The sequence below is a fragment of the Arthrobacter sp. B0316-1-20 genome (genome assembly GCF_059091865.1).
This window is the reverse complement of the sequence record NZ_JBNHHC010000003.1, coordinates 379,498-393,486: the sequence shown is the minus strand read 5'-3', so window position 1 is coordinate 393,486 and position 13,989 is coordinate 379,498. Positions and strand designations below refer to the sequence as shown.

At 69.9% G+C, this 13,989-nt stretch carries 10 protein-coding genes, 2 tRNA genes and 1 pseudogene; 1 reads left to right on the top strand and 12 read right to left on the bottom strand.

What is annotated here, in order from left to right; genetic code table 11:
* The first annotated feature begins 130 nt into the window (after window positions 1-130).
* Window positions 131-1,054 (top strand): LysR family transcriptional regulator, encoded by a 924-nt coding sequence (locus AC5RW2_RS06995; protein ID WP_493999862.1) that lies wholly within the window; start codon window positions 131-133, stop codon window positions 1,052-1,054.
* A gap of 225 nt (window positions 1,055-1,279) precedes the next feature.
* On the opposite strand, the gene AC5RW2_RS06990 is transcribed toward AC5RW2_RS06995, so the two are convergent.
* From AC5RW2_RS06990 to AC5RW2_RS06935, 12 genes and pseudogenes are all read right to left on the bottom strand, one after another.
* Window positions 1,280-1,355 (bottom strand) — tRNA-Ala (locus AC5RW2_RS06990).
* Window positions 1,356-1,426: 71 nt separating this feature from the next.
* Window positions 1,427-1,499, bottom strand: a tRNA-Ala gene (locus AC5RW2_RS06985).
* A 142-nt stretch (window positions 1,500-1,641) separates the two neighbouring features.
* Window positions 1,642-2,028 carry a ribosome silencing factor gene (gene rsfS / locus AC5RW2_RS06980; protein WP_493999863.1) on the bottom strand — a complete coding sequence of 129 codons (387 nt, stop codon included), beginning with the start codon at window positions 2,026-2,028 and terminating at the stop codon, window positions 1,642-1,644.
* A 40-nt stretch (window positions 2,029-2,068) separates the two neighbouring features.
* On the bottom strand, window positions 2,069-3,520 hold the full coding sequence (locus AC5RW2_RS06975; RefSeq protein ID WP_493999864.1) for a hypothetical protein: 1,452 nt from the start codon (window positions 3,518-3,520) through the stop codon (window positions 2,069-2,071).
* Window positions 3,521-3,554: 34 nt separating this feature from the next.
* Window positions 3,555-4,199: a nicotinate-nucleotide adenylyltransferase gene (gene nadD / locus AC5RW2_RS06970; RefSeq protein ID WP_494001261.1), complete on the bottom strand. Its 645-nt coding sequence runs from the start codon at window positions 4,197-4,199 to the stop codon at window positions 3,555-3,557.
* Window positions 4,200-4,244: 45 nt separating this feature from the next.
* Window positions 4,245-4,478 (bottom strand): hypothetical protein, encoded by a 234-nt coding sequence (locus tag AC5RW2_RS06965; RefSeq protein ID WP_493999865.1) that lies wholly within the window; start codon window positions 4,476-4,478, stop codon window positions 4,245-4,247.
* A 122-nt stretch (window positions 4,479-4,600) separates the two neighbouring features.
* Window positions 4,601-5,917, bottom strand: coding sequence for a glutamate-5-semialdehyde dehydrogenase (locus AC5RW2_RS06960; protein WP_493999866.1), 1,317 nt, complete (start codon window positions 5,915-5,917; stop codon window positions 4,601-4,603).
* Window positions 5,918-5,999: 82 nt separating this feature from the next.
* Window positions 6,000-7,145 carry a glutamate 5-kinase gene (gene proB, locus AC5RW2_RS06955; protein WP_493999867.1) on the bottom strand — a complete coding sequence of 382 codons (1,146 nt, stop codon included), beginning with the start codon at window positions 7,143-7,145 and terminating at the stop codon, window positions 6,000-6,002.
* A 13-nt stretch (window positions 7,146-7,158) separates the two neighbouring features.
* Window positions 7,159-8,673: pseudogene (gene obgE / locus AC5RW2_RS06950) on the bottom strand (GTPase ObgE); the annotation flags it as partial.
* Between the two features lie 125 nt (window positions 8,674-8,798).
* Entirely contained in the window at window positions 8,799-9,059 is a 261-nt protein-coding gene (gene rpmA / locus AC5RW2_RS06945) for a 50S ribosomal protein L27 (RefSeq protein WP_136785451.1), read from the bottom strand.
* A gap of 55 nt (window positions 9,060-9,114) precedes the next feature.
* Window positions 9,115-9,423: a 50S ribosomal protein L21 gene (rplU, locus tag AC5RW2_RS06940; protein WP_493977453.1), complete on the bottom strand. Its 309-nt coding sequence runs from the start codon at window positions 9,421-9,423 to the stop codon at window positions 9,115-9,117.
* A 483-nt stretch (window positions 9,424-9,906) separates the two neighbouring features.
* Entirely contained in the window at window positions 9,907-13,686 is a 3,780-nt protein-coding gene (locus AC5RW2_RS06935; protein WP_494073850.1) for an Rne/Rng family ribonuclease, read from the bottom strand.
* Window positions 13,687-13,989 lie beyond the last annotated feature (303 nt).

Sequence of the window (13,989 nt, the reverse complement as noted above, 5' to 3'; positions counted from 1 at the left end):
CCCTCGCGTGAATGCGGCACCCTTAACACAACGCTGTGGCGGCCCGCGGGATTCCTCCAAGTGCGGCCCGCGGCTCTCGCAGAGCCCAAGGTAGGCTTAGCGCAAGGGTGAATGAGCCACAGGAGGGCTGATGGTCAACACGGTGCACCTGCGCACCTTGCTCGAAGTGACCCGGCGCGGGTCGTTTGCCGCGGCCGCGGCCAACCTGGGCTATACGGCCTCGGCCGTTTCGCAGCAGATGTCCGCGCTGGAGCGCGAGACGGGCGCCAAGCTGTTCGAGCGCTCGGCGCGCAGCGTGCAGCCGACCGAAACGGCGATGGTGATGTCCCGGCACGCGGCCAAGGTCCTCACGGACATCGATGCGCTGCTGGCTGCCACCGCCCGCAGCCAGGACACCAGCACGCAGGAGGTCAGGCTCGGGATCTTTCCCAGCCTGGCCACCTACGTACTCCCCCGGTTGCTGCAGGCCCCCGGATGGCCGGGCCTGGGGATCAACCTCAAGGTATCCGTCGCCGAGCCGGGCCAGACGATCCAAGGGTTGCGGGCCGGCGGCGGACTCGACGTCGCTCTGGTGTTCCAGGTCGGCCAGGGCGGGCTGGCCTGGCCCAACACGGTGAGCCGGCAATGGATCGGCGACGACAATTTCAGGGTGGTACTGCCCGAATCATGGGGCATTCGGCCCGGGGCTTCGGTGACGGCCTCCCAGTTGGCGGAGATGCCCTGGATCATGCACCATCCCGGCACGGCGGACGCCACCGTGATCGAGCGCCTCTTCGCCAGCTGCAACCTCCACCCGCGGGTGGTCGCCTACTGCGACGACTTCAACGCCAGCCTCGCCATGGCCGCCGCGGGTCTGGGCGCCGCGCTGGTTCCGGAGCTCGCGATGCACAACGGGCCCGACGGCATCGTGGTGCTGGACGTCCCGGAAATCCGGCTGGCACGGAATATCTTTGCGCTGCTGATCAACGACCGGCAGAACGCCCAGCTCGGCCTGTTCATGGATCAGCTGTCAGTGATCCTGCGCGACATGAGCATCACGACCAGGCGCACCTGAGGGCTTCGCCAGGGCAGGCGCCGCCGGTCCCGCCACAGGTTGTTTCTTTCCCAACCGGAGCAACGGCGCGTTCGCCCACAGCTGAATCTGTGCGCAGATCCGCAGAGGAAAGGCAGGAGCACAGCGCTTTCGCCTTGAAGTACCGGGGTTTGAAGGAGTTGTGGCGCTTGGCGGATACAAAAAGGTCCGGTGCAAACAGTTTGTTTGCACCGGACCTTCGCTGATTGGTGGAGCTGAGGGGACTCGAACCCCTGACCCCCTGCATGCCATGCAGGTGCGCTACCAGCTGCGCCACAGCCCCTGGAATGGAATGATTCGCCAAAACGGCAATATATTCCGCTGCGTGAATATCACCGATGGTGCTTCACGGAGTGGAGCTGAGGGGACTCGAACCCCTGACCCCCTGCATGCCATGCAGGTGCGCTACCAGCTGCGCCACAGCCCCGTTATCCTCGCGGATTCCGCGCCGCTTCCTTCGAAGCAACTTGAATATTCTATGCAGAGACTCGCACGGATTCCAAATCAGCGGATGGTTCCGGGCGGCCGGCGGAGGATCGGTTCCGGCCGGCAGTACCCATCCGCCCCGGCTACTCCGTGTCCGTCGATGCGGCCTTCGCGTCCAGCTGCAAGTCGATGAACGGGCAATCCTTCCACAGACGCTCCAGGGCATAGAAGACGCGGTCTTCCTGATGCTGGACGTGGATGACCACGCCTGCGTAGTCGAGCAGCACCCAGCGCCCCTCGGACCGGCCTTCGCGGCGGACCGGTCGCAGGTCCTGCTTGTGCAGCTCCTCTTCGATGCCGTCGACGATGGCATTGACCTGCCGCTCGGTGGGTGCCGAGGCGATGAGGAACACGTCGGTGATCGCCAGCCGTTCGCTGACATCGATGGCGACGATGTCTTCGGCGATTTTGTCGCTGGCTGCCTTCGCGGCAGTGCGCGCAATGGCGATTGAGCTCTCGGGTGCGGTCATGTGTCTCCTTGGAATGTGAACCAGCGATTGAGCGGCGGCGTTAGCCGCCAAAAATACCGAGCATCATGGCGATACCCGCCGCGAACGCAGCGGCGCCGAGCACCAGCGCACCACCGACTGCGAGCCTCACCCGGCGGACCCGGTCGAGCCCTGCCGTCCGGGCGTCGAGGGGGTCCAGCCCGTAGGCGCTGCTGGCCTTGAGCGGATGGATGGTGGCACCGCGCCCTTCGGCCAGCGCTTCGGCCTGGGCCAGGATCTTCGATCGCGGCGGTGCCGACGCGGCCGTGTCCACCGGCGTCGGAACGGGTTTCCGGTCCTGCCCCGCCGGCTTCCCTGATCCTGCCGGCACAGCCTGGGTCGCCGCCGGCGGTTGCGGCTTGACCGTTTCGGGTGCCGGCTTCCGGCGGGCGGGCACCTGCTGCCGGCCGGGCGGGGCCTGCGCCGGAGCGGACGGTGCTTGGTTTGGAGCCGGCGTCGTCACCACCGGAACGTAGGATGTCGACGACGGCCGGAGCACGTGCCGGTCGGTCCCCGGGACGGCCACGAATTCCATCGGTGCGGAGGCAATGTCCGCCGCCGGCCGCTCCATGGCCGTGTGCCGGCGCTGTTCGTTTTCGTCGCTGAGCCGCTTCTTGTCCGCGGCCCTGCGGTTCAGGACGGCGGCACGCTCGGCGAGGGCCTTTTGCTGGGCCAGCAGTTCCAGGTCCACGTCATGCGGGTCCTGCTCCTGCCGGGATTCCATCATGGCCACCATGTTCTTGGCCTGGCCCATCAGCAGATCGCGGGCGGCCAGCGCCTGCTCAACGGTCATCTCGCCGGCGTCGACGGCCTCGCGCGCGGCCTCCGAGAGCGGCTTGTCCGGCGCGGCGGCCGGAGACTGGACCGGATGCCGGCCGGTGTCCCCGCTGCGCCGGGCCCGTCGCCCGCCCTCGATCGGCGGTCGCTGCGGCTCATACGGGACATCCGCCGGCGCGTCCGAGGTCCGGGCGCGCGCGTCTGCCGGGGCGGCCGGGGCACCGGATGTCCGGGCCCGCGCGCCGGCGGGAGCGCCCGACGTGCGCGCGCGGCTGCCCGCCGTGGCGGCGGGGCCGTTGGGGTTCCCGGGCCGGTCCCCGGTCGGGGCGCCGGACGTGGGGAGGCGGTTCTCGCGCTCCAACTGCTGTTGGCGCAGCTGGCGCCGGGTGGGAATCTGTTCCTGCTCGGGCGCCGGGATCTTGGGCAGCGCCTCGGTCAGGGTCTTGAGCGCACGGCGGGCCTCACGCTCGCGGGCGCGGGTCTGCGAAGACCGCTCGCCCTGGCGTTCGCGAGACTCCGTCCGGCTGTCGCCGGACGGCGCCTGGGCAACTTCTCCCCCGCCATCGACCGTGGCACCTGCCTGGTCATCCGGTGTCTGGGAGACATCCCCGGAGGCGTTCTCCGGACCCGTACCGGCGCCGTCGCGCTGCCGCCGGATGTCCCGGCGGCTGGGCGGCGGCTGGGATTGATTGCTCATGCTTTGCTGATCACCCAGAAGTAAACGACTGATTTCATTGGCTTGGTTGCAGTTGGCTCAGGGCGACGGCGCCGTCCGGCGCGCGCCGGTAGAGACCATACTTGGCTATGTACTGTACTACGCCGTCCGGCACCAAGTACCAGACAGGCTGGTTCTCGGCCACGCGCTCCCGGCAGTCCGTGGAGGAAATGGCCATCGCCGGAACCTCCAGCAGGCTCACATCCTTGCGGCCCAAATCGTGCAGCTCGTGGCCCGGCCGGGTCACTCCGACGAAGTGCGCCAACGACCACAGCTCGTCAATGTCCTTCCAGGACATGATCTGCGCCAGCGCGTCCGCGCCGGTGATGAAGAACAGTTCCGCGTCGGGACGCCTCGCGCGCAGGTCCCGCAGCGTGTCGATGGTGTAGGTCAGACCCGGGCGTTCAATGTCCACCCGGCTCACCGTGAACTGCGGATTCGATGCGGTGGCGATCACCGTCATCAGGTAGCGGTGCTCGGCCGGACTGACCTCGCGTCCGCTCTTCTGCCAGGGCTGGCCGGTGGGCACGAAGACCACCTCGTCCAGGCCGAAGACCGACGCCACTTCGCTGGCCGCCACGAGGTGCCCGTGGTGGATCGGGTCAAACGTTCCGCCCATGACGCCCAGCCGGAGCTTGCGCCCCGGGTAAGTGAGGTGCAGGTCTCCGGCGTGCGGGGCTTTGACGGGCAGCGCGGACACGAACGGCTAGCGGCGCGCGGCCTGGCCGTGATCGTGCTTGTTCGGATGCTGGCGGTGCGGGTCAACGTGCTCCTCGACCGCCGAGTGGCGCTGTCCGACGCTGGTGAACGCGATGGTGGCGAACATCATGATCAGGAAGGCGGCCATGAAACCGGCGCCGATCGCCCAGGCGGGGACCGGTAGTTCGACGTGGGCGGCTTCGCTGGCCACGAGTGCGGCGTCGAGGACCTGAGACAGCATGATTCTCCCTTGCGGTTCTTCAGCCCGGCCGCGCGCAGGCGGACGGGATATGGCTTCCTACTCATGGTACGCGTTCCGGGCGCGGAACCGTGATTCGGCCGGACGGGCCGGCCGGCACATGCCTAGTCGCGGACCTGGCCGTCGCCCTGGACGATCCACTTCGTGGTGGTGAGTTCGCGCAGCCCCATCGGCCCGCGGGCGTGCATCTTCTGCGTGGAGATGCCCACCTCCGCGCCCAGGCCCAGCTCCCCGCCGTCGGTGAACCGGGTGGAGGCGTTGACGATCACTGCCGCGGAGTCGATCTCGGCGATGAACTTCTCGGCGTTGCGCAGGTCGTTGGTGATGATGGCCTCGGTGTGGCCGGTCGTCCAGGTGCGGATGTGCTTGACCGCATCGTCAACGGAGTCCACCATTGCCACCGCCAGGTCCAGGTCCATGTACTCGCGGCCCCAGTCCTCGTCGGTCGCGGTCTGGGCCTCGACGCCGGACGGCAGGATGCCGGCCACCCGCTGGTCCACATGCAGCCGCACGCCGGCGCCGGCCAGCGCCGCGAGCACGTCGGCCGAGGCGGCCGCGTCGCGGTGCACCAGCAGGGTCTCGACGGTGTTGCAGACCGACGGCCGCTGGGTCTTGGCGTTGAGCAGGATGTCCACGGCCATCTCCGTGCCGGCCGATTCGTCCAGGTAGATGTGAACGTTGCCCTCACCGGTCTCGATCACCGGCACCTTCGCGTTGTTCACCACGGACTGGATCAGCTCGCGGCCGCCGCGCGGAATGAGCACGTCCACGAGGCCGCGCGCCTGCATCAGCGCGGTGGCGCCGTCGCGGCCGTAGTCGTCCACGCTCTGCACCGCGTCGGAGGGCAGGCCCACCCGGTCCAACGCGTCGCGGATGATGCCCAGCAGCGCCACGTTGGTGTGACGCGCCGCGCTGCCGCCGCGCAGGATCACGGCGTTGCCGCTCTTGAGGGCCAGGCCGGCAATGTCGACGGTGACGTTCGGGCGCGCCTCGTAAATGGCGGCGACCACGCCCATGGGCACGTGGACCTGGCGCAGCCGCAACCCGTTCGGCAGGGTCTGCCCGCGCATGACGGTGCCCACCGGGTCCGGCAGCGCGGCCAGGTTCTGCAGGGCAGCGGCCAAGCCGTCGATGCGCTTGGTGTCCAGGGTCAGCCGGTCCAGCAGTGCGGCGCTGGTGCCGTTCGACTTGCCCTCGTCCAGGTCCTGGCGGTTGGCCTGCAGCACCAGGTCGCGCCGGGTGATCAGCGAGTCGGCGATCTCCTGCAGCGCCTTGTCCTTCCATGCCCGGTTGGCGCGAGCCATGCGGCGCGCCGCGGTCCTGGACCGTCCGGCGATCGCCGCGACGGCCGCGGCGGCGTCCGGTTTCCGGCCGTCTTCGAGCTCGTCGGCCGGGGACTGGGAAGAGGCTGTCTGGGTCATACCCTCGATTTTAGCCCGTGGGTGCGGCACAGCACGACGACGGAGGTCACGTTACGCTGCCGCAGCGGGTCGGCGCGGTGGTTCAGAGCAGGACGAGGTCGTCGACGTGGATGACTTCGCGCTCGTACTGCCGGCCGAGCGACGCGGCCAGTTCCCGGGTGGAGCGGCCAAGCATGCGCGGGAGCTCATAGGATGAGAAGTTGACGAGGCCGCGGGCGACCACGCGGCCGTCGCCGTCGGCCAGCTCCACCGGATCCCCCGGTTCGAAGTCGCCCTTCACCGAGACGACGCCGGCCGGCAGCAGCGACCGGTGCTTCTCTCGCACGGCCTGCACGGCGCCGTCGTCCAGCACCAGCCTGCCCTGCACGGAGGCCAGATGTGCCAGCCAGAGCAGCCGCGGGGGCCGGCGGGTGCCGCTGGCGGCGAACCACGTGCCCACGTCCTCGCCGGCCAGGGCCCGCGCCGCGTTCGGCGTGGAGGTGACCAGGGCCGGGATGCCCGAGCCGGCGGCGATGCCGGCGGCCTCCACCTTGGTGACCATGCCGCCGGTGCCCACGCCCGCGGCGCCGGTGCGGCCGATGTTCACGCCGTCCAGGTCCTGGAGCCGGGCCACCAGCGGGATCCGCCGGGCGCCGTCCTTGGGGGGGCCGTCGTAGAGCGCGTCCACGTCCGAGAGCAGCACCAGCGCGTCGGCCTTGACCAGGTGGGCCACCAGGGCGGCCAGCCGGTCGTTGTCGCCGAAGCGGATTTCGTGGGTGGCTACGGTGTCGTTCTCGTTTACCACGGGGACGACGCCGAGGTGCAGCAACCGGTGCAGCGCGCGGTAGGCGTTGGCGTAGTGCTGGCGCCGCATCAGGTCCTCGGCGGTCAGGAGCACCTGGCTGACGGTGATGCCGCGGGCGCCGAAGGCCTGGGTGTAGCGGGCCATCAGCAGGCCTTGGCCCACGCTGGCGGCGGCCTGCTGGGTCGCCAGGTCCCGCGGCCGGCGGGCCAGGCCCAGCGGGGCCAGTCCGGCGGAGATGGCGCCCGAGGACACCAGGATGACTTCGGTGCCGGCGTTCCGGCGGGCGGCCAGCACCTGCACCAGGGACAGCAGGGCCTCTTCGGAGATGCCTCCCGCCACCGAGGTCAACGACGACGAGCCGACCTTGACCACCAGGCGTCCGGCCGTGGCCAGCAGGGTCCGGTCGGCCGCCGTGGCCGGCTCAGCGCGCATCGTCGTCGTCATTGTCTTCCTCTGCGGTCCAGATGCCGGACTTGCGTTCGGCCTCGAGCTCAGCGCGGGTGGCGGCCCTGGCCTCCTTCCGCTCCTGGTACTGCTCGCGCTTCTCTTCGCGGGTGGGCCGGATGTACTCCATCAGGCGCAGGTCCGTGCCGCGGGGGGAAGACAGCAGTTCGGCGCCGGCGGCCATGGTGGGCTCCCAGTCGAAGACCACGGCGTCGTCTTCGCCGATCACCACGGTGTCGCCGGGGCGGGCGCCGGACTTGAACAGCTGGTCCTCGACGCCCAGCTTGGCCAGCCGGTCGGAGAGGTAGCCCACGGCTTCGTCGTTGTTGAAGTCGGTTTGCTTGACCCAGCGTTCCGGCTTGTCTCCGAGCACCCGGAACAGCGGTTCCAGGTTCTTTTCCTCGCGCCGGATGATGAAGCCCCGCTCGTTCACCGAGCGCGGGCGCAGGACGGCGGGGGCCACCTTCGGCGGGGCGGCCTTCGCTTCGGCGCGGGCGGCGGCGACAATCCCGGCCATGGCAAAGCCGAGCTGGCGCAGCCCCTCGTGGGTGGCGGCGGAGACTTCGAACACCTGGTAGCCGCGCTTTTCCAGTTCGGGGCGCACGAATTCGGCCATGTCGCGGCCGTCGGGCACGTCCACCTTGTTCAGCACCACCAGCTTGGGCCGCTGGTTCAGCGGGACCACGTCCCCGTCGGCGCCGGCGTAGCTCATGTCCACGGTGTACTGTTCCAGTTCCCGCTCAATGATCTCGAGGTCGGAGAGGGGGTTGCGGTCGGCTTCCAGCGCCGCGCAGTCCAGCACATGCACCAGTGCGGCGCAGCGCTCCACGTGGCGCAGGAAGTTGTGGCCCAGTCCCTTGCCTTCGCTGGCGCCCTCGATCAGGCCCGGCACGTCGGCGATGGTGAAACGGATATCGCCCGCCTGGACCACGCCCAGGTTCGGCACCAGCGTGGTGAACGGGTACTCGGCGATCTTGGGGCGGGCGGCGGACATGGCCGCGATCAGGCTCGATTTGCCCGCGGACGGGAAGCCGACCAGCGCCACATCGGCGATGGACTTCAGCTCCAGGACGATGTCCCGCTCGTCGCCCGGAATGCCCAGCAAGGCGAATCCGGGTGCCTTGCGCTTGGCCGATGCCAGCGCGGCGTTGCCCAGCCCGCCCTGGCCGCCGGCGGCGGCGACGAACTCGGCGCCATCGCCCACGAGGTCGGCGAGAACATCACCGTTCTTGGTCTTGACCACGGTGCCGTCGGGGACGGGCAGCACCAGCGTGGCGCCGTTCTTGCCGCCGCGCCAGTCCCCCATCCCCGGGCCGCCGTTGGTGGCGTGCCGGTGCGGGGCGTGGTGGTAGTCCAGCAGCGTGGTGGTCTGGGGGTCCACGCGAAGGATCACGTCGCCGCCGTTGCCGCCGTTGCCGCCGTCGGGCCCGCCCAGCGGCTTGAACTTTTCGCGCTTGACGGAGACGCAACCGTGGCCACCGGATCCGCCGGATACATGCAGGACTACCCGGTCAACGAATGTTGCCACGTGATCGATCTCCTCTGTGCCGGTGGGCGCGAACCGAAACGGCCCACCAGTGATTCTAGTCTGGTTAAAACACCAGTGAGGCGGACCGACGGCCCGCCTCACTGGAAAGCTGTTAGCTGCTTGGATTACTCCGCAGCGGCAGCGACGATGTTCACGACGCGGCGTCCGCGGCGGGTACCGAACTCAACGGCACCGGCCTCAAGGGCGAACAGCGTGTCGTCGCCTCCACGGCCGACGTTGGCGCCGGGGTGGAAGTGCGTGCCGCGCTGGCGGACGATGATCTCGCCGGCGGAAACTACCTGGCCACCGAAGCGCTTCACGCCAAGGCGCTGTGCGTTGGAATCGCGACCATTGCGAGTGGAGCTCGCACCCTTCTTATGTGCCATCTGATTTGCCTACCTTTGTTTCTGAAGGAACGTTTACTAAAAGTCAGCCGACCGCTTACGCGATGTCGGTGACCTTGACCTTGGTCAGTGCAGAACGGTAGCCCTGGCGCTTCTTGTAGCCGGTCTTGTTCTTGTACTTCTGGATAACGATCTTCGGGCCGCGGAGATTTTCGACAATCTCGGCGGTGACCTTGACGTTGGCCAAAGCATCGGCAGCAGAGGTGACCTTGTCGCCGTCGACCAGGAGCAGAGCAGGCAGCTCGATGGTGCTACCGGCCTCGCCGGGGACGCGGTCAAGGGTCACGAGGTCTCCAACGGAAACCTTTTCTTGGCGGCCGCCGGCGCGGACAATCGCGTACACCACTTGGGAACTCACTTCTCTAGACGTTTATTACAGTTTTTGCTCGAATACGCAGGCACGACATAACGGCCTGGAAAGCACTGTGCATCCGCGCCTGCGGGTGGAAACCCTTCGAAGGCGTACGCACCGAAGATCTAGATTACGCTATTACGGCTATCAGCCGCAAACCAGCGGGCTCCGGGGGTGCCGGGACGGGCTCTGGCGTCATCTTCTCCTGGCACGGGCGGACTGCAATCCGCTCGGGCGCACCTGACAATACTACCGGCCGAGCCGGCCAGGCACGTGCATTTCGCCGCCGCGACACGGCGTGCGTTGATTCCGCTGCGGGAAGTGGGCTGGAGACGGTGTCCGCACCTGCCGGGCGGGCAGCCGTGGCGGCCAGCCGTGGCGGGCACCGGGCCACCCGGAACCAGGCACAGCCGCGCCAGACGCAGGCAGGCCGCGGAACCGATGCGGTCCGCGGCCTGCCCGGGCATACGACCCTGCCTACAGTTCCGAGGCCGGTACTCCTACACCCAGCACCACCGGAGCGGCGGCTTCGTTCTTGTCCGCTGCCGCTTCGGCCAGTGCGGACGCGGCCGGGGCCGTGGCTGCGTGGCGGTGGCCGCCGTCGTTCTCGGCCGGGATGGCGTCCACCGTCTGGACGGGAGCGTCCGCGGCACCCTGGGGGCTGCTGGCGGCACGACGGCGACGCGGCTTGCGGACGGCGGCCGGCGCAGGCGCCTGCGGTTCGGCGGTCGCCGTGGACCGGGCGTCACCGTGCGCGGCCTGTGGTTCGGCAGCAGCGCCGGATGTCTCCGCCGCGGCTGGCTCCGGTTTCTCCACCGGAGCAACCTTGGGCTCCGGTTTCTCCACCGGAGCAACCTTGTTGAACGCCTCGGTGAGGCTCTCCAAGGTCAGCGACGGCTCTTCCGGGGCGGTCGCCGGGCTGTGCACGGCGCGCGGGATGGCCACCGTCTCTCCGTTGATCTCCAGCACGGCGGTTTCGGGTCCGTCGCCGGCCGGGGCCGCGGGCACGGCGGGTGCCACGCCGGGGTCGTCGGCGCGGCGCGACCTGCGCTTGCGTCCGGAGGGCTGGCCCGACGCTCCGGCGGGCGTACCGGCCGCCGCCGCTTCGGGCTTGCCGGCGCCGGCGGGTTGTTCGCCGCCCTGCTGTTTGGCCTTGGCCGTCTCCGGGTGCTCTTCCGCCTCGTGGGCGGCGTGCGCGGCGGCGGCGATGGTGGCCAGTGCCGCGCGGGCGGCCTCGGCCTTGGCCCGGCGCTCGGCGTCGTCGTCATGGCCCACGGCGGCCGGGGCCTCGGCGGCAGTCTCCTGCCCGCCCTGGCCGCGGTTGCGGCGCTTCTCGCTGCGCGACTGCCGTTCGGAGCGCTTTTCGATGCGGACCTGGTGGTGCTCGGTGGCCGCGGCGGGGCGGCGGTGTTCCACCGGCTCGTCGTGGGTGATCACGCCGCGGCCGGCGCAATGCTCGCACTGCTCGCCGAAGACTTCCAGCAGCCCGGTGCCCATGCGCTTGCGGGTCATCTGGACGAGGCCCAGCGAGGTCACTTCGGCCACCTGGTGCTTGGTCCGGTCGCGGCCCAGGCATTCCACCAGCCGGCGCAGCACCAGGTCTCGGTTGGACTCCAGCACCATGTCGATGAAGTCGATGACGATGATGCCGCCGATGTCGCGCAGCCGCAGCTGGCGGACCACTTCTTCGGCCGCTTCCAGGTTGTTCTTGGTGACGGTTTCTTCCAGGTTGCCGCCGGAGCCGGTGAACTTGCCGGTGTTGACGTCCACCACGGTCATGGCCTCGGTGCGGTCGATCACGAGGGAACCGCCGGAGGGCAGGAAGACCTTGCGGTCCAGCGCCTTGTGGATCTGTTCGTCGATCCGCTGGGCGGCGAAAATGTCCGTCTCCGACGTCCACTTCTCCAACCGGTCCACCAGGTCGGGGGCCACATAGGTCACGTAGGCCTCGATCGTGTCCCAGGCTTCCTCGCCGGAGACCACCAGCTTGGAGAAGTCCTCGTTGAACACGTCGCGGACCACCTTGATGGTCAGGTCCGGCTCGGCGTAGAGCAGCTCCGGGGCCAGCGTCTTGGTGGACCCGGCACGCGATTCGATGCCTTCCCACTGCGCGCGCAGCCGGTTGATGTCGTTCATCAGCTCTTCTTCGCTGGCGCCCTCGGCCGCGGTGCGGACGATCACGCCGGCGCCGTCGGGAACATGTTCCTTCAGGATCTTCTTCAGCCGGTTGCGTTCCACGTCGGGCAGTTTCCGGGAAATGCCGGTCATGGAGCCGCCGGGGACGTAGACCAGGAAGCGGCCCGGCAGCGAAATCTGGCTGGTCAGGCGGGCGCCCTTGTGGCCCACCGGGTCCTTGGTGACCTGCACCAGGACCGAGTCGCCGGACTTGAGCGCGAGTTCGATCCGGCGCGGCTGCCCGTCGAGGTGTGCGGCGTCCCAGTTGACCTCGCCGGCGTAGAGCACGGCGTTGCGGCCGCGGCCGATGTCGATGAAGGCCGCTTCCATGCTGGGCAGCACGTTCTGTACCTTGCCCACGTAGACGTTGCCGATCAGCGAGTCCTGCTGGGTCTTGGACACGAAGTGCTCGGCCAGCACGCCGTCTTCGAGCACGCCGATCTGGATCCTGTCGTCGCGCTGGCGGACCACCATCTGGCGGTCGACGGATTCGCGCCGGGCCAGGAACTCGGCCTCGGTGATGACCTGGCGGCGGCGGCCCGTCTCGCGCGATTCGCGGCGGCGCTGCTTCTTGGCCTCCAGCCGGGTGGACCCCTTGACCGAGGCCACCTTGTTGCTGGGGGCGGTCTCGGTGATCGGCCGCGGTGCCCGGACCCGGGTGACCGTGTTGGGCGGGTCGTCGTCGGCACCGCCGGTGAGTTCCAGGTCGGCATCCCCGCGGCGGCGGCGGCGGCGGCGGCGCGAGGTCACGCCGTCCTTCTCCCCTGCCGCACCCTCGTCGGCGGCTTCGGCGGCCTCGTCGCTTTCTTCGGTGCTGCCGGCCTCGTCGCTGCCGGTTTCGGCCTCGGAGCGGTTGCGGGTGCGGCCGCGGCGGTTGCGCCGGCTGCGGCGACGCCCGCCGTCCTCGTCGTCCTCGTCCGATTCGCCGGCGGCGGCGGCCGGTTCGGGCTTGGCGGCGACGGCGGACAGGTCCGGGGCGTGGAAGAGCAGGGACACCGGCGAGGAGGGGATGGTGAAGGGATCGGCGCCGAGTCCCGCGTCTGCGGAGGTTTCTTCGGCAGGGTCTCCCCCGGCGGCCGACTGCTCAGCTTCGGCGGCGGCCGGGGCGGTCTCCGTGGCGGCGGGGGTTTCCTCAACAGCAGGGGCGGCGGCCGCGGTGGAACGACGACGGCGGGTGGGCGCCTTTGCGGGCTGCTCCCCTGCCGTGCTTCCGGCTTCGGTTTCCGTCCCGGCGGTGTGTCCGGCGACGGCTTCGGCGGCGTCCCCCTCGCCCGCTCCCGGGGTGGACTGCGTGGTGGCGGGTGCCGTGGTGGCGGGGGCCGTAGCCGGCGCTTCGCCCTCGGCGACGGTGAGTTCGGCGGCTGCCGCTGCGGTGGCCTGCGCCTTGCTGCTGCGGCGGGTGCGGGTGGCGGCGGTGCGACGTCGGCCGGCCGGCTGTTCGGCGGGCTCGGCCGCTTCTCCGGCGGCCAGGACGCCTTCGGCTTCGGCGGGTTCAACGGCAGGCTGAGCCTCGGCGGCCGGCTGCGCCTCGGCGCCGTCCTGGGGAATGCTTTCCTGTGCGGCGGCTTCGGCGGCCTTGTCGGCGGCGGTCTTGCGCGGCCGGCGCGTGCGGGTCTTGGCCGGCGGCGCTTCTTCGCCCGGCTCGGCGCCGGGTTCACCGGCGGCTGCCGGGACGGTGCCCGGCTCCGCCGCGGCGGCATCTTCCGTCGGAGTGTCCTGGGCGGCCGCCGCTTCGGCGGCCTTCTGGGCGGCGGTCTTGCGCGGCCGGCGGGCCCGGGTGGTCGCCGGGGCGGCCTCGGCGGGCTGGCCGCCTGCGGGGCCCTGGCCTGCGGGCTGCTCCCCCGCCGGCTGTTCCCCGGCGGCTACCGCGGGGTCGGGCGCCGTGGCCGCGGGGGAAGCGGTGGAGGCATCGCCGTCGTTGTTGGGGCCGGTGGGTGCCGCTGCGGGCAGTTCAACGTCCAACTGGTCCTGCGCCGGTGCGGACACAGTGGGCTTGCGGCGGGGCCGCGGCGGTTTCTTGGCTGGTACCTCCGGCGCGTCGACCGGAGAGGAGGTAGCGGGAATTACCTGTTCATTGTCCATTTAAAGTTGTGCTCCAACCCTTGCGGCACCGGCCACATCCCGGTGCCCTTGGGGGCATGTAGCCGGGTATCCGGGTGCCTTGGGCTGCCCGACACCGAAAGTCGTCTTGGTATCACCCGAGCTCGCGCCATCACGTGGGGCGCGGCACACCCGGGGACCAGCGGCGCTTTTCCGTCTGCCGTAACCTTCTCTTCACCGGCAGGGCCGCCCGGCGGATTCCCAGCGCCCATCCGGATTGATGGGCTCCTTGTTCGGGAAGCGTCGCCGACGGACCTGGAAGCCTGTCGCTGGACCAACAGCAGC